The 20,065-nt window shown below is 61.7% G+C and carries 20 protein-coding genes; 15 read left to right on the top strand and 5 right to left on the bottom strand.

Annotated elements, in window-relative coordinates:
* Window positions 1–4: 4 nt before the first annotated feature.
* Entirely contained in the window at window positions 5–946 is a 942-nt protein-coding gene (locus V4T21_RS13900; RefSeq protein ID WP_332717812.1) for a nucleoside hydrolase, read from the bottom strand.
* A 235-nt stretch (window positions 947–1,181) separates the two neighbouring features.
* Here V4T21_RS13900 and rirA point away from each other — a divergent pair, with 235 nt between their 5' ends.
* Entirely contained in the window at window positions 1,182–1,637 is a 456-nt protein-coding gene (gene rirA / locus V4T21_RS13895; RefSeq protein ID WP_332717810.1) for an iron-responsive transcriptional regulator RirA, read from the top strand.
* A gap of 231 nt (window positions 1,638–1,868) precedes the next feature.
* Window positions 1,869–2,579, top strand: a complete 711-nt coding sequence (locus tag V4T21_RS13890) for a glutathione S-transferase (RefSeq protein ID WP_332717808.1) — start codon at window positions 1,869–1,871, stop codon at window positions 2,577–2,579.
* On the opposite strand, the gene rutR is transcribed toward V4T21_RS13890, so the two are convergent.
* Window positions 2,576–3,214, bottom strand: coding sequence for an HTH-type transcriptional regulator RutR (rutR, locus tag V4T21_RS13885; protein ID WP_332717806.1), 639 nt, complete (start codon window positions 3,212–3,214; stop codon window positions 2,576–2,578). The two genes, V4T21_RS13890 and rutR, sit on opposite strands and share 4 nt — an antisense overlap.
* Before the next feature lie 188 nt (window positions 3,215–3,402).
* Here rutR and aptA point away from each other — a divergent pair, with 188 nt between their 5' ends.
* The 11 genes from aptA (at window position 3,403) to V4T21_RS13830 (ending at window position 15,179) form a co-directional block, all read left to right on the top strand.
* The gene (gene aptA, locus V4T21_RS13880) at window positions 3,403–4,731 is read left to right on the top strand and encodes an omega-aminotransferase AptA (protein ID WP_332717804.1); all 1,329 of its coding nucleotides are present in this window, start codon (window positions 3,403–3,405) and stop codon (window positions 4,729–4,731) included.
* 66 nt (window positions 4,732–4,797) lie between these two features.
* Complete coding sequence (locus V4T21_RS13875; RefSeq protein ID WP_332717802.1) at window positions 4,798–6,291, top strand: CoA-acylating methylmalonate-semialdehyde dehydrogenase; 1,494 nt, start codon at window positions 4,798–4,800, stop codon at window positions 6,289–6,291.
* Between the two features lie 21 nt (window positions 6,292–6,312).
* Window positions 6,313–7,563: a Zn-dependent hydrolase gene (locus V4T21_RS13870; protein ID WP_332717800.1), complete on the top strand. Its 1,251-nt coding sequence runs from the start codon at window positions 6,313–6,315 to the stop codon at window positions 7,561–7,563.
* Window positions 7,564–7,628: 65 nt separating this feature from the next.
* Window positions 7,629–9,080, top strand: coding sequence for a dihydropyrimidinase (gene hydA / locus V4T21_RS13865; protein WP_332717798.1), 1,452 nt, complete (start codon window positions 7,629–7,631; stop codon window positions 9,078–9,080).
* An 8-nt stretch (window positions 9,081–9,088) separates the two neighbouring features.
* Window positions 9,089–9,523: a VOC family protein gene (locus V4T21_RS13860; protein ID WP_332717999.1), complete on the top strand. Its 435-nt coding sequence runs from the start codon at window positions 9,089–9,091 to the stop codon at window positions 9,521–9,523.
* Window positions 9,520–10,305 (top strand): ABC transporter ATP-binding protein, encoded by a 786-nt coding sequence (locus V4T21_RS13855; RefSeq protein ID WP_332717796.1) that lies wholly within the window; start codon window positions 9,520–9,522, stop codon window positions 10,303–10,305. Before V4T21_RS13860 ends, V4T21_RS13855 begins: the two co-directional genes overlap by 4 nt.
* 3 nt (window positions 10,306–10,308) lie before the next feature.
* Window positions 10,309–11,190, top strand: coding sequence for an ABC transporter permease (locus tag V4T21_RS13850; RefSeq protein ID WP_332717794.1), 882 nt, complete (start codon window positions 10,309–10,311; stop codon window positions 11,188–11,190).
* Window positions 11,187–12,062, top strand: a complete 876-nt coding sequence (locus V4T21_RS13845) for an ABC transporter permease (RefSeq protein ID WP_332717792.1) — start codon at window positions 11,187–11,189, stop codon at window positions 12,060–12,062. Before V4T21_RS13850 ends, V4T21_RS13845 begins: the two co-directional genes overlap by 4 nt.
* 102 nt (window positions 12,063–12,164) lie before the next feature.
* On the top strand, window positions 12,165–13,160 hold the full coding sequence (locus V4T21_RS13840) for an ABC transporter substrate-binding protein (RefSeq protein ID WP_332717790.1): 996 nt from the start codon (window positions 12,165–12,167) through the stop codon (window positions 13,158–13,160).
* A gap of 158 nt (window positions 13,161–13,318) precedes the next feature.
* Complete coding sequence (locus V4T21_RS13835) at window positions 13,319–14,104, top strand: ThuA domain-containing protein (RefSeq protein ID WP_332717788.1); 786 nt, start codon at window positions 13,319–13,321, stop codon at window positions 14,102–14,104.
* Window positions 14,105–14,132: 28 nt separating this feature from the next.
* Window positions 14,133–15,179: a Gfo/Idh/MocA family protein gene (locus V4T21_RS13830; protein ID WP_332717786.1), complete on the top strand. Its 1,047-nt coding sequence runs from the start codon at window positions 14,133–14,135 to the stop codon at window positions 15,177–15,179.
* A gap of 37 nt (window positions 15,180–15,216) precedes the next feature.
* Here the strand turns inward: V4T21_RS13830 and V4T21_RS13825 are convergent, their stop codons facing one another.
* Window positions 15,217–16,824, bottom strand: a complete 1,608-nt coding sequence (locus V4T21_RS13825; protein WP_332717784.1) for a bifunctional metallophosphatase/5'-nucleotidase — start codon at window positions 16,822–16,824, stop codon at window positions 15,217–15,219.
* Window positions 16,825–17,080: 256 nt separating this feature from the next.
* Here V4T21_RS13825 and V4T21_RS13820 point away from each other — a divergent pair, with 256 nt between their 5' ends.
* Together V4T21_RS13820 and V4T21_RS13815 are read left to right on the top strand one after the other, a co-directional pair.
* Window positions 17,081–17,935 carry a cytochrome b/b6 domain-containing protein gene (locus V4T21_RS13820; protein ID WP_332717997.1) on the top strand — a complete coding sequence of 285 codons (855 nt, stop codon included), beginning with the start codon at window positions 17,081–17,083 and terminating at the stop codon, window positions 17,933–17,935.
* Entirely contained in the window at window positions 17,932–18,723 is a 792-nt protein-coding gene (locus V4T21_RS13815) for a molybdopterin-dependent oxidoreductase (RefSeq protein ID WP_332717782.1), read from the top strand. Before V4T21_RS13820 ends, V4T21_RS13815 begins: the two co-directional genes overlap by 4 nt.
* Here V4T21_RS13815 and V4T21_RS13810 read toward each other — a convergent pair.
* Both V4T21_RS13810 and V4T21_RS13805 read right to left on the bottom strand, forming a co-directional pair.
* Complete coding sequence (locus tag V4T21_RS13810) at window positions 18,720–19,211, bottom strand: ureidoglycolate lyase (RefSeq protein ID WP_332717780.1); 492 nt, start codon at window positions 19,209–19,211, stop codon at window positions 18,720–18,722. The two genes, V4T21_RS13815 and V4T21_RS13810, sit on opposite strands and share 4 nt — an antisense overlap.
* Window positions 19,208–20,035, bottom strand: a complete 828-nt coding sequence (locus V4T21_RS13805; RefSeq protein ID WP_332717778.1) for a bifunctional allantoicase/(S)-ureidoglycine aminohydrolase — start codon at window positions 20,033–20,035, stop codon at window positions 19,208–19,210. Before V4T21_RS13805 ends, V4T21_RS13810 begins: the two co-directional genes overlap by 4 nt.
* Window positions 20,036–20,065 lie beyond the last annotated feature (30 nt).

Below are 20,065 nucleotides of genomic sequence, written 5' to 3'. Positions count from 1 at the left end.
ACTCCTAAGGCAGGCGTGCAATCCGCTTGGTCAGCAGCGCGTAGAACGCGTCGGAATCGCCCGAGCGGATGAAATTGGCATTATGGGGACGGTCGGTCACGTGCCAATAGTCGGCAACAGTCATCCCGCGGGTCAAAGCGCTGGCCGTCTCGATCTCCACATTGCACGACCGGCCTTCGAATATCTCCGGCGCGAGGAGATAGGCGGTGACGCATGGATCGTGCAGCGGCGCACCGCGCCAGCCATATTTCTTAAGATCGAACCGCTCGGAAAAGCCCAGCATGGCGGCGACAGCCGCGCCCGAGCGGTTGCCGATGGCCGAGAAGGCCGCCACGCGCTCGGGTGTCCCCAGCATTTGGTGGGTGACGTCGAGCGGCATCATGGTGATGGGCGCGCCGCAGGTAAACACCGTCCGGGCGGCTTCGGGATCGACATAGATGTTGAATTCAGCGGCCGGGGTGATGTTGCCCACCTCGAAATAAGCGCCGCCCATCAGGACGATTTCCTCGATCTTCGCCGCGATGTCGGGAGCCTTGATCAGCGCCATCGCCAGATTGGTGAGCGGCCCAAGCGCACATAGCGTCACGGTCTTTTCCGGCTCGGCGCGCAGCGTGTCGATGATGAAATCGACGCCATGTTGGTCCTGTAGCGCAATCTTGGGCTCGGGGAGGTCGGGGCCATCGAGGCCGGTCTGGCCATGGACGTGCTCGGCGGTCACCAGATCTCGGATCATCGGCCGGGCGCAGCCGGCGTGGACGGGCACCTCGGTGCGGCCAGCGAGCTCGACGGTCTTGAGGGCATTCTTGGCGTTCCGGGCGAGCCCTACATTGCCGGCTACGGCGACGATGCCGAGCACATCGATCTCCTCGGGGCTGGCGAGCGCCAAAAGGATCGCGACAGCGTCGTCCTGGCCGGGATCGGTGTCGATGATGATCTTGCGGGCCACGAATTCCTCCGGATGGGTTGGTTGCGGGCGCGATCCTAGAGTGCGATCGGGAAAAGGGGTATCCCTCCTGCGGTCGCCGGCCGCAATGGGCCATTAATCCTGAAATATCCGGTCAGCTTTTCTTGACATAGTTTAGAATTGTTATAATCTTTGGACCTGTCGCGGCAGCCGATATGGCGAGTCGCGGTCCAATGTTTCCCGCGCATTCGCCTGCGCCAATCCAGGGTCCATGACGATGAGACTGACACGCCAGTCGAGCTATGCCGTACGCACCTTGATGTACTGCGCCATCAACGCGCCGGACCTTTCAAGGGTCAGCGATATCGCCAAGGCATATGGAATTTCCGAGTTGTTCCTGTTCAAGCTGATCAAGCCGCTCGTCGAAAATGGCCTGCTCGATACCGTTCGCGGCCGGCATGGCGGCATCCGCCTCGGGCGCCCGGCGGCCGAGATCACCCTGCTGGACGTGATCAAGCTCACTGAAGAAAATTTCGCCTTGGCCGAATGTTTCGAGAACGGCGAAACCAATTGCCCTCTGGTCGGCGGTTGCGAGCTCAACGCCGCGCTGCACGAGGCGCTCGAAGCCTTCTTTGCCGTCCTGCGCTCCTACACGATCGCCGATCTCACCGACAAACGCCGCGCCATGCGCTCGCGCCTCGGTATCGAGATGCTGGGCATGGAGCTCAACTAAACGCTTCCGGTGCTTTCTCCTTATCTGCTACGGCCGCCGTCTCGGCGGCCGTATGCGTTTGGATTCAGGAACAGATCAAAATCATGATCTTTACAGTCATGTTTTTATCGGCTAGAGAGAGTCTTGCAGGAGTGAGGCCTGCCCCTTGGCCCTGCAGGCGGAGCGCCAAAGCCGCTTGCAGGGCCTTTTTATTGCCGGGAACCGGACCGGCTGCCGCACTGTTCCTCGCCCATGACCTATGATCTTTTCTATTGGGGTGGCATCCCGGGCCGGGCTGAATTCGCTCGGCTGGCGCTCGAATATTCCGGCGCCGACTATCGGGAGATGAACCGTGAGGAGTCCGGGTCCGTGCCCGCGCTTCTCACCGATCCGGCCATCACCACGCCCAGCTTTGCTCCGCCCTATCTGCGCGATGGCGATGTCGTCATCGGCCAGACTGGCGCGATCCTGCACTATCTGGGGCCGCGTCTCGATCTGGCCCCCAAGGACGAAACCACGCGAAACTGGCTGCTGCAGATCCAGCTCACTATCGCCGACATGGTGGCCGAGGCCCATGACGTCCATCACCCGGTGGGCGTCGGTCGGTATTACGAAGACCAGAAGGCCGAGGCACTGCGGCGTGCCGAGGAATTCCGCGAGCAGCGCGTCCCAAAATTTCTCGATTGGTTCGCCCGCGTCCTCGCGCGCAATCTGCACGGCACCGGTCATCTGGTGGGGCAGGGCGTCACTTACGCCGATCTTTCCCTGTTCCACCTGATTCGTGGCCTGCAATACGCCTTCCCCAAAGCCATGAAGCGTCACGGCGCCGGGCATCAGGAAGTGTTCGATCTGGCTGACAGCATCGAGGCAGACGAAAGACTGGCCGCCTATCTGGCCAGCAACAGGCGGCTGGCGTTCAACGAAGATGGCATCTTCCGGCATTATCCAGAGTTGGACGGTTAGCCCTTTGGGCTCAGCCCATGCAGAAAGAGCCGGTCGAGAAAACGCGCGGCGTCCTCGAACCGGCCTTCACCGCCGCGTTCCGGCCCGAGCACGGCCCGCACCTGGATATCGAAATCGGCATAGTGCTGCGTGGTGGCCCAAATCGAGAAGATCAGGTGATAGGGATCGCATTTGGCGATCTTGCCCTCGGCCATCCAGCCCTTGATGATTTCGGATTTCTCCTCGACCAGCTCTTTGAGGTCGGTGTGCAGGATATCGTAAAATCCGGGCGCTCCGCGCAGCATCTCATTGGCGAACAGCCGGCTCTCGCGCGGGTAGTCGCGGCTCATCTCCAGCTTGCGGCGGATATAGGATTGAATCTCGGGCAGCGGGTCGCCCTCCGCGTCGAGTTCGCGCAGGGGCTCGAGCCAGATGTCGAGGATGCGCGCCAGAAGCGGGGCGTGAATGTCTTCCTTGGACTTGAAGTAATAGAGCAGATTGGGTTTGCTCATCCCCGCCGCCTCGGCGATCTGGTCGATTGTCGAGCCGCGAAAGCCGAATTGCGAAAAAACGTCGAGCGCCGCTTCGAGGATAACTTCCTGTTTTTCGCGCTGGATACGGGTCACCGGCCTGGGACTATCGGCGTCTGTGCTCATTTTCGGCAACTGCCTCCTCGACGGGTCTTCCCTGAATGGAAAACCCGGCCTTTTCTCGTACCAGAGCGGGCAGTGAATTATTACCCTTGAACCTTCGATCCAGAGTGCTAGAATTTTTCCAATCGGTCAAAAAAAATCTGACCGAAATCGACAACCGGCGTGCTTAAAATGCCGGGAAGGGAACATCGATGTCTCAGGGCGCGCCCTCGATCCCGAACGACCTCAGTGCGTTCTGGATGCCGTTTACGGCCAACAGGCAGTTCAAGAAAAGCCCGCGCATGTTCGTGGGCGCCACGGATATGCATTATACGACCGCCGACGGTCGGCAGGTGCTCGATGGCACAGCGGGTCTGTGGTGCGTCAATGCTGGCCATTGCCGGCCGCAGATTACCGAGGCGATCGCAAACCAGGCGGCCGAACTCGATTATGCTCCGGCCTTCCAGATGGGGCACCCCAAGGCGTTCGAGCTGGCCAATCGGCTGGTCGATCTGGCACCCGAGGGGCTCGATCATGTCCTTTACACCAATTCGGGTTCGGAATCGGTCGAGACGGCATTGAAGGTCGCGCTCGCCTATCAGAAGGCGATCGGGCAGGGCTCGCGCACGCGGCTGATCGGGCGCGAGCGGGGTTATCACGGGGTCAATTTCGGCGGCATTTCGGTGGGTGGGATTGTCACCAACCGCAAGATGTTCGGCACGCTTCTGGCGGGCGTCGATCATCTGCCGCACACGCATCTTCCCTCGAAAAACGCATTTTCGCGGGGGGAGCCGCAATACGGCGTGGAGCTTGCGGACGAGCTCGAGCGCATCGTCGCGCTCCACGACGCCTCGACGATTGCCGCGGTGATCGTCGAACCGGTGGCGGGATCGACGGGGGTTCTGATTCCGCCGCCGGGCTATCTCAAGCGTTTGCGCGAGATCTGCGACAAGCACGGCATCCTGCTCATCTTCGATGAGGTCATTACCGGCTTCGGACGGCTCGGCACTCCATTCGCCGCCGACTATTTCGGGGTGACGCCCGATATCATGACGGCCGCCAAGGGGCTGACAAACGGGGTGATCCCCATGGGCGCCGTGTTCACCTCGGCCAAGATCCACGACGCCTTCATGACCGGGCCCGAGCACCTGATCGAGTTCTTTCACGGCTATACCTATTCGGGCAACCCGATCGCCTCGGCGGCGGGGCTGGCGACGCTGGAGACCTACAAGCAGGAAGGTCTGCTCACGCGGGGCAAGGAGCTTGGGCCCTATTGGGAAGAGGCGCTGCATTCCTTGAAAAGCGCGCGTCACGTCATCGACATTCGCAATATCGGGCTGGTTGGGGCAATCGAGCTTGAACCGATGGCGGGCGAGCCGACCCGGCGTGCCTTCGCCGCTTTCGTCAAGGCGTTCGAAATGGGCGTGCTGATCCGGACGACGGGGGACATCATCGCCCTGTCTCCGCCGCTGATCGTGGAAAAAAGCCATATCGACCAGATCGTCGAAACACTCGCCCGGATTCTCAATGGCCTTGAGTAGAATGGAACGTATGTTCTATACATTCAGTAATGAAATAAACGTTCCATTTGTTGGGAGGATCGGGTGATGCAGATCATCGAAAATGCCGTGGGCGGCCAGCGGCGCGTCAGTTCGAGTTCGCGCCGGGCGCCCGTCTTCAACCCGGCAACCGGCGAGCAGATCGCTGAATTACCGCTGTCGACTACAGCTGAAATCGACGCGGCGGTCGCCGCCGCCAAGGCAGCGCAGCCGGCCTGGGGCAACACGCCTCCATTGAAGCGCGCGCGGGTGATGTTCAAATTCAAGGAACTTCTCGACCGCCATGCCGCCGATCTGGCCCGCGAGATTTCCCGCGAGCACGGCAAGACCCATGACGACGCGCTGGGCGAAGTGCAGCGCGGCATCGAATGCGTCGAATATGCCTGCGGTATCCCCGAGCTTTTGAAGGGCAGTTTCAGCCGCAATGCGGGGCCGGGCATCGACACCTATGCCGACCGCCAACCGCTGGGCGTCGTCGCGGGCATCACGCCGTTCAACTTCCCCGCCATGGTGCCGATGTGGATGTATCCCGCCGCCATTGCCTGCGGCAACGCCTTCATTTTAAAGCCGTCCGAGCGCGACCCTTCCGCGCCGATGCTCGCGTGGAATTTGCTGATGGAGGCGGGACTGCCCGAGGGCCTGCTCAATGTCGTCCATGGCGACAAGGAAGCTGTCGATCATATCCTCGACCATCCCGACATTAAGGCGGTGAGCTTTGTCGGTTCCACTCCGATCGCCGAATATGTCTATCAACGTGGCACGAAGGCCGGCAAGCGCGTGCAGGCGCTAGGCGGCGCGAAAAACCACATGGTGATCCTCCCCGATGCGGACCTGGACCAGGCAGCGGATGCGCTGATGGGGGCCGGGTACGGGTCCGCTGGGGAGCGCTGCATGGCCATCTCGGTCGCCGTGCCGGTGGGCGAGAAAACCGCCGACGCGCTGATCGAGCGGCTGAAACCGCGCATCGAAAAGCTCAAGATCGGCCCGGCCACCGACAAGGACGCCGAAATGGGCCCGCTGGTCACCGCCGCCCATCGCGACAAGGTGCTCTCCTATATCGACAAGGGCGTCGCCGAGGGGGCCGAGCTGGTAATCGACGGGCGCGGCTTTTCGCTCCAGGGCTATGAGAATGGCTATTACGTGGGCGGCACGCTGTTCGACCGCGTAACGCCGGAAATGACCATCTACCGCGAGGAAATCTTCGGCCCGGTGCTCTCGATGGTTCGCGCGCCCGACTATTCCGGGGCGGTCAAAATCATCAACGAGCATGAATACGGCAATGGCGTCGCGATCTTCACCCGCGATGGTGACGCGGCGCGCGATTTTTCCGACCGGATCGAAGTGGGGATGGTGGGCGTCAACGTGCCGATCCCGGTGCCGGTCGCCTATCACTCCTTCGGCGGCTGGAAGCGGAGCCTGTTCGGCGATCACGCGATTTACGGACCGGAGGGCATCCATTTCTATACACGGCTCAAGACGGTTACGACGCGCTGGCCGGCGGGCATCAAATCGGGCGCCCAGTTCACCTTCCCGACCCTCTGAGGACAAAGGAGCTCCAGAGCAATGGCCAATCTCGGTGACAACCTCCGGATCAACGGCGACAGGCTCTGGGACTCGATAATAGAAATGGCCAAGATCGGCCCGGGCGTAGCCGGCGGCAACAACCGCCAGACATTGACCGATGCCGACAAGGAGGGGCGCGAACTGTTCCGGCGCTGGTGCCAAGAGGCCGGGCTGGAGATGGGCGTCGACAAGATGGGCACCATGTTTGCCCGTCGCGAGGGCACCGATCCCGACGCGCTCCCAGTCTATGTCGGCAGCCACCTCGACACCCAGCCAACGGGGGGCAAATATGATGGCGTGCTCGGGGTTCTCGGTGCGCTCGAACTTGTGAGGACGCTCGACGATCTCGGGGTCCGGACCAAGCACCCTATTGTTGTCACCAATTGGACAAACGAGGAGGGCACCCGCTTCGCGCCCGCCATGCTCGCCTCGGGTGTTTTCGCCGGCGTTCACGATCTCGATTGGGCCTATGAACGTACCGATGCCAAGGGTTTCAAATTCGGCGACGAACTCAAGCGCATCGGCTGGGTGGGCGACGAGGAGGTCGGCGCCCGCAAGATGAAGGCGTTCTTCGAGCTCCATATCGAACAGGGTCCGATCCTCGAAGCCGAGGGCAAGGATATCGGCGTCGTCACGCACGGGCAGGGACTCTGGTGGTTGCAGGTGACGCTCACCGGCAAGGAGGCCCACACCGGCTCCACCCCCATGCCCATGCGCAAAAATGCCGGGCTCGGCATGGCGCGGATGACCGAGTTGGTCCACCAGATCGCCATGAGCCACCAGCCCGAGGCGGTGGGTGCCATCGGCCATGTGGACGTCCACCCCAATTCGCGCAACGTGATCGCCGGCAAGGTGGTCTTCACCATCGATTTCCGCTCGCCGCATCAGGATATTCTCGACGCCATGAAGGCGCGCTTCGAAGCGGAGGCCCCAAAGATTGCCGAAGAACTCGGCCTCACCATGGAGATCGAAACCGCCGGCCATTTCGATCCCGTCACCTTCGACGAAGGTTGCGTTTCCGCCGTCCGCAGCGCCGCCGAACGGCTCGGCTACTCGCATCGCGACATCGTCTCGGGCGCCGGCCACGACGCCTGCTGGATAAACAAGCTCTACCCCACCGCCATGGTCATGTGCCCATGTGTGGATGGATTGAGCCACAACGAGGCGGAAGAGATTTCCAAGGACTGGGCCACTGCAGGCGCCGACGTGCTGCTGCATGCGGTGCTGGAGACCGCGGAGATCGTCGATTAGCCGAAAGACAGGTTGGGCGCACACGGCAAATGCGCGTCCGTCCAGTACAAACAAGGGGAACCATCATGAGCACCGTCATCAAAAACGGCACGATCGTCACCGCCGACCTCACCTATAAGGCCGATATCAAAATCGACGGCGAGACCATCACGGAGATCGGCCCCAACCTCTCCGGCGACACCACCCTCGACGCGACCGGCTGCTACGTGATGCCCGGCGGCATCGATCCCCACACCCATCTCGAAATGCCCTTCATGGGCACCTATTCCACCGACGATTTCGAATCCGGAACCCGCGCCGCGCTCTCGGGCGGCACGACGATGGTTGTCGATTTCTGCCTCCCCAGCCCCAACCAGTCGCTCCTTGAAGCGCTCTCGATGTGGGACAACAAATCGGGCAAGGCGAGCTGCGATTATTCCTTCCACATGGCGATCACCTGGTGGGGCGAGCAGGTGTTTAACGAGATGGAGGAGGTGGTCAAAAAGGGTATCACCAGCTTCAAGCATTTCATGGCCTACAAGGGCTCGCTCATGGTCAATGACGATGAGATGTATGCCAGCTTCCAGCGCTGCGCAGCGCTCGGCGCCCTGCCGCTGGTCCACGCCGAAAACGGCGATATCGTCGCCGAAAAATCGGCTCGGCTGCTCGCCGAAGGCAATAACGGCCCCGAAGCGCACGCTTATTCGCGCCCGCCGGAAGTGGAGGGCGAAGCCACCAACCGAGCCATCATGATCGCCGATATGGCCGGGGTGCCGCTCTATGTGGTTCACACCAGTTGCGAGGATAGCCATGAGGCCATCCGCCGGGCGCGGCAGAAGGGCATGCGGGTTTATGGCGAGCCGCTGATCCAGCATCTGATACTCGATGAGAGCGAATATTTCGACAAGGATTGGGACCACGCCGCCCGGCGCGTGATGAGCCCGCCGTTCCGCAACAAGCAGCATCAGGATTCGCTCTGGGCCGGGCTGGCCGCCGGATCATTGCAGGTCGTCGCCACCGACCATTGCGCCTTCACCACGGCGCAAAAGCGTACCGGCATCGACGATTTCACCAAGATCCCCAACGGCACCGGCGGGCTGGAAGATCGGTTGCCGCTGCTCTGGACCTATGGGGTGAACACCGGCCGGCTGACCATGAACGAATTCGTGGCCGTTACCTCCACTAACATTGCCAAGATCCTGAACTGTTACCCCAAAAAGGGCGCGATCCTGGTTGGGGCCGATGCCGATCTCATCGTCTGGGATCCTAGGCGCAAGAAGACCATCCAGGCTAAATCCCAGCAGTCGGCTATCGATTACAACGTCTTCGAAGGTCATGAGGTCACCGGCCTTCCGCGCTTCGTCCTGAGTCGCGGCAAGGTTTCGGTACAAGAAGCGACGATGAAGCACGAGCCCGGCCACGGCCAATTCGTGCCGCGCGCCCCCAACATGCCTGTGAATACCGCTTTTTCGAAGTGGAAGGAGATCACCGCCCCACGCAAGATCGAGCGCAGCGGGATACCGGCGAGCGGGGTTTAGTGATCGATATGGGGACGGCAAGCCAGCCGGCGCCATTGGTCGGCGTTCTCGAAACGGCCGTCTATGTGGACGACCTCCATGCGGCAGAGGCCTTCTATGCCGGCGTTCTGGGATTGCCGGTCATCTTGCGTCGTGATGGGCGTCACATCTTTTTCCGCTGCGGATCGACTATCGTTCTGGCCTTCCTTCCAGAGCTGACGCGCGCGCAGGTGGCAGAAGGGCCGATGCCTATTCCTCCGCATGGCGCCGATGGCGCGTCTCATATCTGCTTTTCGGTGACGGGCGACGAAATGGAACGATGGATCGAAAAACTCGACGCGGCGGGCATCGAAATCGAAGCCGATTTCCATTGGGAGAACGGTGCCCGCTCGGTCTATGTGCGCGATCCATCCGGCAACAGTATCGAGCTTGCACAGTCCTGGCTCTGGGAGGTGGGACGATGAGTGCAACAAGCGTGGTCGAGGCACAGAACCTCGGCCTCACCTTCGAAACCGCCGACGGCCCCGTCCACGCCCTGTCGGGCGTGTCCCTCGCCATTTCCAAAGGCGAGTTCGTCTCCTTCATCGGCCCCTCGGGCTGCGGCAAGACGACATTCCTGCGGGTTATCGCCGATCTCGAAACGCCCACCGCCGGCACTATCACCGTCAACGGAACCACCCCCGAACAAGCCCGACGCAATCGCGCCTATGGCTATGTGTTCCAGGCCGCCGCGCTCTATCCCTGGCGCACCATCGAGCGCAATATCGCGCTGCCGCTCGAAATCATGGGCTATTCGAAGGCCGAGCAGAAAGAGCGCATCGACCGCACGCTGGAGATGGTCAATCTCTCCGGCTTTGCCAAAAAATACCCCTGGCAGCTTTCGGGCGGCATGCAGCAGCGCGCATCCATCGCCCGCGCGCTGGCCTTCGATGCCGATCTGCTGTTGATGGACGAGCCGTTCGGGGCGCTGGACGAGATCGTGCGCGATCATTTGAACGAACAGCTCCTCGACCTATGGGCGAAAACCGACAAGACCATCTGTTTCGTCACCCATTCGATCCCCGAGGCGGTTTATCTCTCCACCAAGATCGTGGTGATGAGCCCGCGCCCCGGTCGGGTTACCGACGTTATCGACTCCACGCTGCCTCGCGAACGGCCGCTCGATATCCGCGAGAGTCCCGAATTCCTCGAAATCGCCGCCCGCGTCCGAGAGGGATTGCGGGCCGGTCATTCCTATGAGGAGTAGGCGATGAAGCGGCTGGCCCAAGGCAGTCTGGTTCCCATAGCGGTGGTGGTGCTCGCCATCATCGTCCTGTGGTATGTCTTTACGGTCATCCTCAATACCCCCTGGCAGCAATCGGTCTATGCGCGCGGCGATGGCGCGGTGGTGCCGTTTACCCAGTTCCTCGCCGATGTTTTTTCCCAGCAACGCCCGGTGCTGCCCGCGCCGCATCAGGTGGCGATGGAATTTTATAATTCGGTGTTCAACGCGCCCGCCAATACCCCGCGCAGCCTCATTTTCCACGCCTGGATTACGCTGTCGGCCACGGGGCTCGGTTTCGTGTTCGGCACGCTGCTCGGCATCGGGCTTGCCATACTGATCGTCCACAACCGGGCGATGGATCGCTCGCTGATGCCGTGGATCATCGCCAGCCAGACCATCCCCATCCTGGCCATCGCGCCGATGGTGGTGGTGGTGCTTAATTCGGTTGGGCTGACGGGTTTGATCCCCAAGGCATTGATTTCGACCTATCTGTCGTTCTTTCCGGTGGTGGTGGGCATGGTCAAGGGCTTTCGCAGCCCGGAGGCCATTCAGCTCGATCTGATGCGGACCTATAACGCGTCGGGTGCGCAGGTGTTTGGGAAGCTGCGTTGGCCGGCGGCGATCCCTTATCTGTTTACCTCCATGAAGGTCGGCGTCGCCGCTTCGCTGGTCGGCGCCATCGTGGGGGAATTGCCCACCGGTGCGGCGGGCGGGCTGGGGTCGCGGCTGCTGGCGGGGTCCTATTACGGGCAGACCACCCAGATCTGGGCGGCTTTGCTGATGGCGGCGGCGCTTTCGGCGGGCCTCATCGTGCTTATCGGTGCCATCCAGAAGCTCACCCAGAAAGCCATGGGAGCGCCGGCATGAATTGGGGCTGGATCATTGCAGCGCTCGCCGTCTGGCTCGCCGGCTGGGGCATCAACGAATTCCTGGTGCGGATCAGAACGCGCGATCGCGCGGCCAATATGGCGATCAACATTGCTGTGCCGATCGTTTTCGGGGCATGCCTTTTAGTCATCTGGGAGGGGCTGGTGCGCGGCTTTTCCGTGCCCGCCGTGCTGTTGCCGCCGCCTTCGGTTATCTGGGCGCGGCTGGTGGCCTCCATTCCCAATCCGATCTGGCCCGATTTCCAGCAGACCTTTCTCAAATCGGTGCTGATCGGCTACGCCATCGGCTGCGGTTCGGCCTTCCTCGTGGCCATCGCCATCGACCGCTCGCCCTTCCTCAAGCGCGGGCTGTTGCCGGTGGGCAATTTCGTCTCCGCGCTGCCGCTCGTGGGTATCGCGCCGATCATGGTGATGTGGTTCGGCTTCGATTGGCAGTCGAAAGCCGCCGTGGTCGTGGTGATGACGTTCTTTCCCATGCTGGTGAACACGGTGGCGGGGCTTAACGCCACCGGCACCATCGAAAAGGATTTGATGCGGACCTATGCGGCCAGCTATTGGCAGACGCTGGCAAAATTGCGCTTGCCGATGGCCTGGCCCTTCATCTTCAATGCCCTCAAGATCAATTCGACGCTGGCGCTGATCGGGGCCATCGTCGCCGAATTTTTCGGGACTCCCGTTGTGGGGATGGGGTTCCGGATATCCGCGGCCATCGGACGACTTCAGGTCGATATGGTCTGGGCCGAGATCGCGGTGGCCGCGATCGCCGGTTCGCTGTTCTACGGGGCGATCGCGCTCATCGAGCGCGCCGTCACCTTCTGGCACCCGTCGATACGTGGGGGACGGGCGCGCTGACGACCGTTTGGCCTCGTGCGGCAAACGCGGGGCCCGGCGGATACTCCAATGCGCCGGTTGGGCACACCGCCCGATCCGCATTGCTCAAAGGGGAACCACATCATGAAGTCTTTCAAGATCGCTGCCTTGGCCGCCGGCCTTCTCGCCGCTGCGTCGCCCGCCTTCGCCCAGGAACTCTATCCGCTCACCTTCCAGCTCAAATGGGTCAATCAGGGCCAGTTCGCCGGCTATCTCGTGGCCAAGGACCTGGGCTATTACGAAGAAGCCGGCCTCGATGTCACCATCAACCCCGGCGGCCCTGACATCGCCCCCGAACAGGTGATCGCCGGCGGCGGCGCCGATGTGATCACCACATGGATGGCTGCCGGCCTCGCCGCCCGAGAACGCGGCGTGCCGCTGGTCAACATCGCCCAGCCCTTCGCCACCACGGCGCTCGAAATGGTCTGCTCGGAGGAAAGCGGGGTCGAAACCACCGCCGACTTCCCCGGCAAGACGCTGGGCGTGTGGTTCTTCGGCAATGAATATCCCTTCTATGCCTGGATGGCTCAATTGGAGCTTCCCACCGATGGCAGCGACGCGGGGGTGGAAGTGTTGCGTCAGGCTTTTTCAGCCGATCCACTGCTTCAGGGGCAGGCCGATTGCATCTCGGTCATGCGCTACAATGAGTATAAGCAGGTGCTCGACGCGGGCATTCCCGAGGACAGCCTCACGCTCTTCAACTTCGCCGATGAAGGTGTGGGCATGCTCGAAGACGGGCTCTACGTCATGGAGGACCGGCTCGAGGACCCCGAGTTCGTCGATGCGATGGCCCGGTTCGTCGATGCCTCAATGCAGGGCTGGGAATACGCCGAGGCCAATCCCGAAGAGGCCGCAGAAATCGTTCTCAACAACGATATGTCGGGTGCCCTGACGCTGGAAAGCCAGACCTATCAGGTCATCGAAGCCGCAGCGCTGGTCGGCGACACGCCTGTCCTCGACGTCGATGCCTATGAGCAAACCGTCGCGACGCTGCTCTCGGCCGTCTCCCCTGACAACCCGGCCATCACCGCCGAACCCGAGGGCGCCTATTCGACGGTGGTGACAGACGCGATCCAATAGCGATCCCATCCGGTCGCGGAAAAGAGGCGGAACCATCCGCCTCTTTTTTTGTTCGCCTGATGCATTTGACCTCTCCCAATGCCTGTGCGAACGCGATACGCAAGGGGAATCCAAATCGTTTTGGAGCGGCCATCCGGGCCTGATAGGAGAACGCAAGCATGACCATCAAGGCACTCGTCTGGGGCGAGAACGTCCATGAGCAGAAGAGCGAAATCGTTGCCGGGATTTATCCCGATGGCATGCACAACCAGATCGCCGCGCTGCTCGGCAAGGATAGCGGGATCGAAACCGCGACGGCTGTGCTGCAGGACCCCGAGCACGGCCTGACCACGGACGTTCTGGCCAATACCGACGTTCTGATCTGGTGGGGCCATGCCGCCCATGGTGATGTCGCCGACGAAATCGTCGAGCGCGTCGCCCAGCGTGTCTGGGAGGGCATGGGGTTGATCCTTTTGCACTCGGCGCACTTCTCGAAAATCTTCAAGCGCTTGATGGGTAGCCCCTGCGCTCTCAAATGGCGCGAGGCCGGCGAGCGCGAGCGCATCTGGGTGGTCAATCCGCGCCACCCGATCGCCGAGGGCCTGCCCGAGCATTTCGTCCTCGAAAACGAGGAAATGTATGGCGAACCCTTCTCGGTGCCCGAGCCGCTCGAAACCGTGTTCATCTCCTGGTTCCAGGGCGGCGAAGTGTTCCGCTCCGGGATGACCTGGCGGCGTGGCGCGGGCAACATCTTCTATTTCCGTCCCGGCCACGAAACTTACCCCACCTATCACGATGCGACCGTGGGCAAGGTGCTGCGCAACGCCGTTAAATGGGCCCACAATCCCCAGCCGGCCTGGGTGGAAGCCAATGAGGCGCCCAACGTTCCGGTGGACAAGGCCCCCGAGCCCATTGAGGAACGCGGGCCCAAGCTGCACAAGCCGGGCGAAGAAGGCTATCGCTAGCTCTTAACTCTCATTTCGGAGGCGCTGCATGCGTCTTGTTATCCTTGGCACGGGCAATATGGCGGCCAGCCATGCTGCCCATTTCGCCGCAATCGAAGGTGTCGAGATCGTGGGCGCGATCGACGTAGATTCCGAGCGCGCCTCGCGCTTTGCCCACAGCTACCAGATCCCGCGCACCTTCTCCTCGCTCGAGGACGCGCTCGATTGGGGCGCCTTCGATGCAGTGGCCAATGTCACCCCCGACCGGTTCCACCATCAGACCTCCATGCAGGCCATTGCCGGCGGCAAGCACGTCTTCTGCGAAAAGCCGCTGGCGACCCATTACGATCATGCGATGAAAATGGCCGAGGCCGCCGAGGGGGCCGGGCTGATCAACATGGTCAACCTCACTTATCGCAACGTCGCCGAGCTGCAGAAATTCCGCCAGCTCGTGGATGCCGGCACCATCGGGGAGATCAAGCACGTCGAAGCGAGCTATCTGCAGAGCTGGCTCGTCTCGCGCGCCTGGGGCGATTGGCGCACCGATCCCACCTGGCTCTGGCGGCTTTCGACGGCCCATGGCTCGAACGGCACGCTGGGCGATATCGGCGTGCACATTCTCGATTTCGCCGTGTTCGGCATCAATTCGCCCATCGACAACGCGTTCTGCCGCTTGCGGGCCTTCGACAAGGCTCCCGGCGGACGGATCGAGGATTATGTCCTCGACGCCAATGACAGCTTCACCATGAGCCTCGAATTCACCTCTGGGGCGCTGGGCGTCGTCCACGCCACGCGCTGGGCGCCGGGATATCTCAACACGCTCCGCCTGCGCGCTTATGGCGACAAGGGCGGGCTGGAGGTCCAGCACGGCATGGATGGGTCTTCGCTGCAGATGTGCGTGGGCGATGATGTCGAACTGGCCCAATGGCAGCCCGTGCAGGTCGAGCCGGTGCCGACCAATTATCACCGTTTCGCCGAGGCGGTTGCCACCGGCGTTAATGGCGAGCCGAGCTTCCGCTATGCGGCGGAGCTCCAGAAAGTGCTCGATCTGGGGCTGGTGTCCAACGAAAGACGGCAGGAAGTCGCAATAGGTTGAGGAAGGGCGCGCCCGAGAGGACGCGCCCTTTTTGAGCTTATTCGATCACCGTGATACGGCCATCGGTATAGGGCGTATATTCGCCGCCCTGGGCCGCGATGAAGTCGGCCAGAACCTGCTCGAGCGGCGGGCCGAAATCATAGGGGTTGTCGCCTTCGGCAAATGTGCCGTAGCCGTCGCCGCCGCCGCGCATGTAGTTGTTGGTGACGATGGTGTAGGTGGCCTCTTCATCGATCGGCACCCAATCACCCGCCTCGTCCTCGACCAGCACGTCGCTGATCCGTTCGCCGACGGGGTTGGCGAGCGTATAGGAATATTTCAGCCCCGCGACCTGCGGGAACCGGCCGGCGCCGTTCTCGATGTCCGAGACGCCGTTTTCGAGCGCGTCGATCACGTCGGCACCCGAGATGTCCACGGTCGCCATCGTGTTGGAGAAGGGCAGCACGGTGATGGCTTCGCCCATGGTGATTTCGCCCGCATCGATGGACGCGCGCAGGCCGCCGCCGTTCTGGACGGCGATATCGGCGCCCGAGGCGTCGAGCATAGCATCGGCGACGAGATTGCCCATCGAGCATTCCTCGACGCGGCAGACTTCACGGCTGCCCTCGATGGCTTCGCTGGTGGTGCCGATGACCTGTTCCATGAGCTCGAGGATCGGCTCCTCCAGCTCGGCGAGGCGCACCACGTAGTCCTCATTGGGCGTGACCGAAGCGTCGATCAGGATCGGGTCGCCTTCGGCCGAGATCACATTGCCCTCGGCATCCCAGGTGACGACGATGTCGCCCAGATATTTGCCGTAGGAATAGGCGGTGACGACGGGAACTTCATTGCCGTCCGGCCCATCGATCAGCGTCGGATAGCCGCCGGCGGCGCCTTCGTCGGTGTTCGAGAGCAGGGTGTGCGAGTGCCCGCCCACGATCACGTCGATGCCCGGCACGTTAGCTGCGATTTCCATATCGATGGTGTAGCCCACATGGGTGAGCGCAATGATCTTGTTTATGCCTTCGGCCTGAAGCGCTTCGGCCTGGGCGGTGAGGCTTTCGAAAACGTCCTCGAACTCGACGCCTTCACCGGGCGAGGAGGTCTCGTCGGTGTCTTCGGCCAGCGCCGAGATGAAGCCGATTTGCTCGCCGCCGATTTCCATCACATGGGTGCCCGGAATGCGGCCTTCGAGAAGGGGCTCGTTCTCGACATTGGTGTTGCCCGAAATGATCGGGAACTCGACGGCGTCTAGCAGGGCAGCCAGTTCTTCGGGCCCATCGTCGAATTCGTGGTTGCCCACGGCCATCAGTTCGATGCCCAGATCGTTGGCGAATTCGGAAATGATCTCGCTGCGATACTGAGTGTAGAACAGCGAGCCCTGAAACTGGTCGCCAGCGTCGAGCAGCACGACGTTCTGGCCGTCGAGTTCGGCGCGCTTGTCGTCAATGGCGGTCTTCAAACGCGCGATGCCGCCGAAGCATTCCCCTGCCGCGTCGGTTTCCGCGTCGCAGTTGGAATCGCTGTCGGTGATCGGGCCGAAGCGGGAGTGGAAGTCGTTGATGTGCAGGATGTTGAGCGTATATTCGCCATCCTGCGCGCTGGCCGGACCGGCGAGCCCTGCAAGCATGGTCAGCGCGGTGGCGCCGAGCAGCAGATGTTTCATGTCCCTTGTTCCCTTTGTTATCGAGAAGCGTACGCCGCCTCTATTCCACGCATTTGCGACGGCCAGATTACAACGCCGCCCTGCATGTGACAGGAAAGTCAAACACAGTTGCCGAGGGCTGGAAAGTCAAAAATTTGACCGGGTGGTCAATATATGACGGTTTTGTCATGCACCAGAATGTGAGCGGCAGCATATGACAATCGGCGGAAGAACGGGGTATGGTGCCGCGCACGCGCGGAGGATTGTGATGAGCGCCATGGACAGAGCAGCGACACGCGAGACCGGCGTCGACGACAAACCTGCTCCCATCGTCATCAAGCGGCAGTCGATCTGGACCCGGCTTACCCATTGGGTGTGGGTCATCTGCCTGTTCTTCCTGCTTCTGACGGGCCTGCAGATATTCAACGCCCATCCCACTCTTTATATCGGCCAACAATCGGGGTTCGAATTTTCCAATTCGATCTTTTCGATCAGCGCGCAATATAAGCCCGACGGCTCGATCGGCGGTTATACGACGATCTTCGGCAATACTTTCGAGACCACGGGTTTCCTCGGCTATTCGGGGCCTGAAGGGCAGGAGAGGGTGCGCGGCTTCCCCGCCTGGATGACCATCCCGTCCTACCAGGATCTGGCGACGGGCAGGGTGGTGCATTTCTTTTTCGGCTGGTTGCTGGTCGCGACCATGTTCGTCTGGTTCCTCGCCAGCTTCGTCAACGGCCATCTGCGCCGCGACATCATCCCGACGGGCACCGATATGCGTGCTTTGCCGGGCGATATCGCCGAGCACGCGCGCTTCAAGTTCCGTCACAGACGCCGCTACAACGTGCTGCAAAAGCTAAGCTATGGCATCGTGCTTCTCATTCTCTTTCCGCTGATCGTTCTCACCGGCCTCACCATGTCGCCCGGCATGGATGCCGCCTGGCCGTGGCTGGTCGATCTGTTCGGCGGGCGGCAAACGGCGCGTACCATCCATTTCATCGTCATGGTGCTGCTGGTCGTTTTCTTCATCGTCCATGTGGTGATGGTGCTCGTCGCCGGACCCATCAACACGATGCGCTCGATGATCACCGGGCGCTATCGCATCGATCCCGAGACGGAGGTAGAAAAATGAGCCGCGTCGTTCTCAACCGCCGCAAATTCCTCACGGCCTCGGTGGCCGGCGCGGCGGGGCTTGCCCTCGCCGGCTGCGATCAGTTCGATACCTTGCTCCGTCCCGGCCATCCGGTGCGCGACACCTTGGCATCGGCCAATGAGCTCACCTATTCCGTGCAGCGCGCGCTCTTGGGCCGGGAGGCGCTGGCGCGGGAGTTTTCCGAAAGCGAAATCCGCCAGGGCATGCGCCCCAACGGTTCGACCGATCCCAACAGTCCCGAATATCTGTTCCTCGCGCGCAACAATTTCTTTCACTACCGGCTCGAGGTCGATGGCCTCGTGGAAGCACCAAAAAGCTATTCGCTCGCCGAGTTGCGCAACATGCCGGCGCGCACCCAGATCACCCGGCACGATTGCGTCGAAGGGTGGAGCTGTATCGCCAAATGGACCGGCGTGCCCCTTGCCACTATTCTCGACGAGGTGCGGCCACGTTCGAATGTGCGCTACTGCGTCTTCCACTGCTACGATATTTACGGCAACGGCCTTTTGGGCGGGAATCCCTATTACGAGAGCATCGACATGCTCGATGCGCGCCATACCCAGACCATCCTTGCCTATGGCATGAACGACGCCGCCTTGCCTGTCGCTAACGGTGCCCCCATCCGCCTGCGCCTCGAACGCCAGCTCGGCTATAAGATGGCCAAATACGTCCGCCGCATCGAACTGGTCGAAAGCTTCACCCAATTCCACGGCGGCAAGGGCAGTTATTGGGCCGACAATGGCTATGACTGGTATGCGGGAATCTAGCTGCTAACGGTGAAGGGGTTTTCGAAGAAATACTCCTCGAGATTGTTCCCTTCGCCGCCTCGATCGACCACCAGAAAATCACCCTCCCGCTCCAGTGGCGTGAGTACCCCATGCCAGACGTTCCGGCCGATATTGACCCCGATCCCCGGCTCGGTGAGGAAAGCCAGCGGCGTGCCGGGAACGCCATCCTCATCGGGTGCGACGATCACCAGAAACGGCCGGTCATGCAGCGGCATGAAAGCCTGCGACCCCAGCGGATGGCGCTCGACCATCCGGAGCGTTAGTGGCAGATCGTACGGCTGGCCGCGAAAGATTGAGATCAGCGTCCGTCCGTTCTCGCCCCCGATCTCGACATTGGCGAGGTCATGAAACCGCTCCGTCATCCCGCCATTGATCAGATAGCTGCGCGCGTCCTTGGTGGCCAGCACCTGCCCGAATGGCGCAAAGGCGTCAGCCGTCAGCTTCCGGATAATAATCACGCGGCTCATGGACGGCCGAGCTTTGCGTGGCGATTGACGTCCTTGTAGAGCAGATAGCGGAATTTTCCCGGCCCGCCTGCATAACAGGCCTGCGGGCAGAAGGCGCGGAGCCACATATAGTCGCCGGCCTCGACCTCGACCCAATCCTGATTGAGCCGATAGACGGCCTTGCCTTCGAGGACGTAAAGCCCGTGTTCCATCACATGGGTTTCGGCAAAGGGGATCGAGGCACCTGGCTCGAAGGTGACGATGTTGACGTGCATGTCGTGCCGCAAATCCGCCGGATCTACGAATCGTGTCGTCGCCCATTTTCCTTCGGTGCCGGGCATCGCGACGGGCTCGACCTCGATATCGGAGGTCACGAACGCCTCGGGTGTATCTAGCCCCTCGACCTTTTCATAGCGCTTGCGCACCCAATGGAACCGGACCGGTTCTCTGCCCGCGTTCTTCACGCTCCATGGGCTGGCCGGCGGAATATAAGCGTAACCGCCCGGCGCCATCTCATGGGGTGTGCCTGCGATGGTCAGTGTCAGCGTTCCGGCCACCACGAACAGTACGCCTTCGGCCTCCGGATCGGCTTCGGGCCTCTCGCTGCCGCCACCGGGTGACACTTCCATGATGTATTGGGAAAACGTCTCGGCAAACCCGGACAGCGGGCGCGACAGCACCCAGAGCCGGGTATCCTCCCAGAAGGGCAGGGCGCTGGTCACGATATCGCGCATCACGCCCTTGGGGATCACCGCATAGGCCTCGGTGAACACGGCCCTGTCGCTCAGAAGCTGGCTCTGGCCGGGATGCCCGCCGATCGGGCTGGCATAGGTGCGGTTTGTCATTGGCGCCCCGTCGGTTTGTGGGTGCCCGAT

Origin of the sequence: Pelagibacterium mangrovi (assembly GCF_036662815.1) — a bacterium.
In the GTDB taxonomy this organism is placed as follows: Bacteria; Pseudomonadota; Alphaproteobacteria; order Rhizobiales; family Devosiaceae; genus Pelagibacterium; species Pelagibacterium mangrovi.
This window is presented reverse-complemented; position numbering and strand designations above follow the sequence as displayed.

Bases quoted from the DNA above. Each gene is read 5' to 3' on its own strand.
- rirA (WP_332717810.1), top strand. From the start codon at position 1,182: ATGAGACTGACACGCCAGTCGAGCTATGCCGTACGCACCTTGATGTAC.
- V4T21_RS13890 (WP_332717808.1), top strand. From the start codon at position 1,869: ATGACCTATGATCTTTTCTATTGGGGTGGCATCCCGGGCCGGGCTGAA.
- rutR (WP_332717806.1), bottom strand. From the start codon at position 3,214: ATGAGCACAGACGCCGATAGTCCCAGGCCGGTGACCCGTATCCAGCGC.
- aptA (WP_332717804.1), top strand. From the start codon at position 3,403: ATGTCTCAGGGCGCGCCCTCGATCCCGAACGACCTCAGTGCGTTCTGG.
- V4T21_RS13875 (WP_332717802.1), top strand. From the start codon at position 4,798: ATGCAGATCATCGAAAATGCCGTGGGCGGCCAGCGGCGCGTCAGTTCG.
- V4T21_RS13870 (WP_332717800.1), top strand. From the start codon at position 6,313: ATGGCCAATCTCGGTGACAACCTCCGGATCAACGGCGACAGGCTCTGG.
- hydA (WP_332717798.1), top strand. From the start codon at position 7,629: ATGAGCACCGTCATCAAAAACGGCACGATCGTCACCGCCGACCTCACC.
- V4T21_RS13860 (WP_332717999.1), top strand. From the start codon at position 9,089: ATGGGGACGGCAAGCCAGCCGGCGCCATTGGTCGGCGTTCTCGAAACG.
- V4T21_RS13855 (WP_332717796.1), top strand. From the start codon at position 9,520: ATGAGTGCAACAAGCGTGGTCGAGGCACAGAACCTCGGCCTCACCTTC.
- V4T21_RS13850 (WP_332717794.1), top strand. From the start codon at position 10,309: ATGAAGCGGCTGGCCCAAGGCAGTCTGGTTCCCATAGCGGTGGTGGTG.
- V4T21_RS13845 (WP_332717792.1), top strand. From the start codon at position 11,187: ATGAATTGGGGCTGGATCATTGCAGCGCTCGCCGTCTGGCTCGCCGGC.
- V4T21_RS13840 (WP_332717790.1), top strand. From the start codon at position 12,165: ATGAAGTCTTTCAAGATCGCTGCCTTGGCCGCCGGCCTTCTCGCCGCT.
- V4T21_RS13835 (WP_332717788.1), top strand. From the start codon at position 13,319: ATGACCATCAAGGCACTCGTCTGGGGCGAGAACGTCCATGAGCAGAAG.
- V4T21_RS13830 (WP_332717786.1), top strand. From the start codon at position 14,133: ATGCGTCTTGTTATCCTTGGCACGGGCAATATGGCGGCCAGCCATGCT.
- V4T21_RS13825 (WP_332717784.1), bottom strand. From the start codon at position 16,824: ATGAAACATCTGCTGCTCGGCGCCACCGCGCTGACCATGCTTGCAGGG.
- V4T21_RS13820 (WP_332717997.1), top strand. From the start codon at position 17,081: ATGGACAGAGCAGCGACACGCGAGACCGGCGTCGACGACAAACCTGCT.
- V4T21_RS13815 (WP_332717782.1), top strand. From the start codon at position 17,932: ATGAGCCGCGTCGTTCTCAACCGCCGCAAATTCCTCACGGCCTCGGTG.
- V4T21_RS13810 (WP_332717780.1), bottom strand. From the start codon at position 19,211: ATGAGCCGCGTGATTATTATCCGGAAGCTGACGGCTGACGCCTTTGCG.
- V4T21_RS13805 (WP_332717778.1), bottom strand. From the start codon at position 20,035: ATGACAAACCGCACCTATGCCAGCCCGATCGGCGGGCATCCCGGCCAG.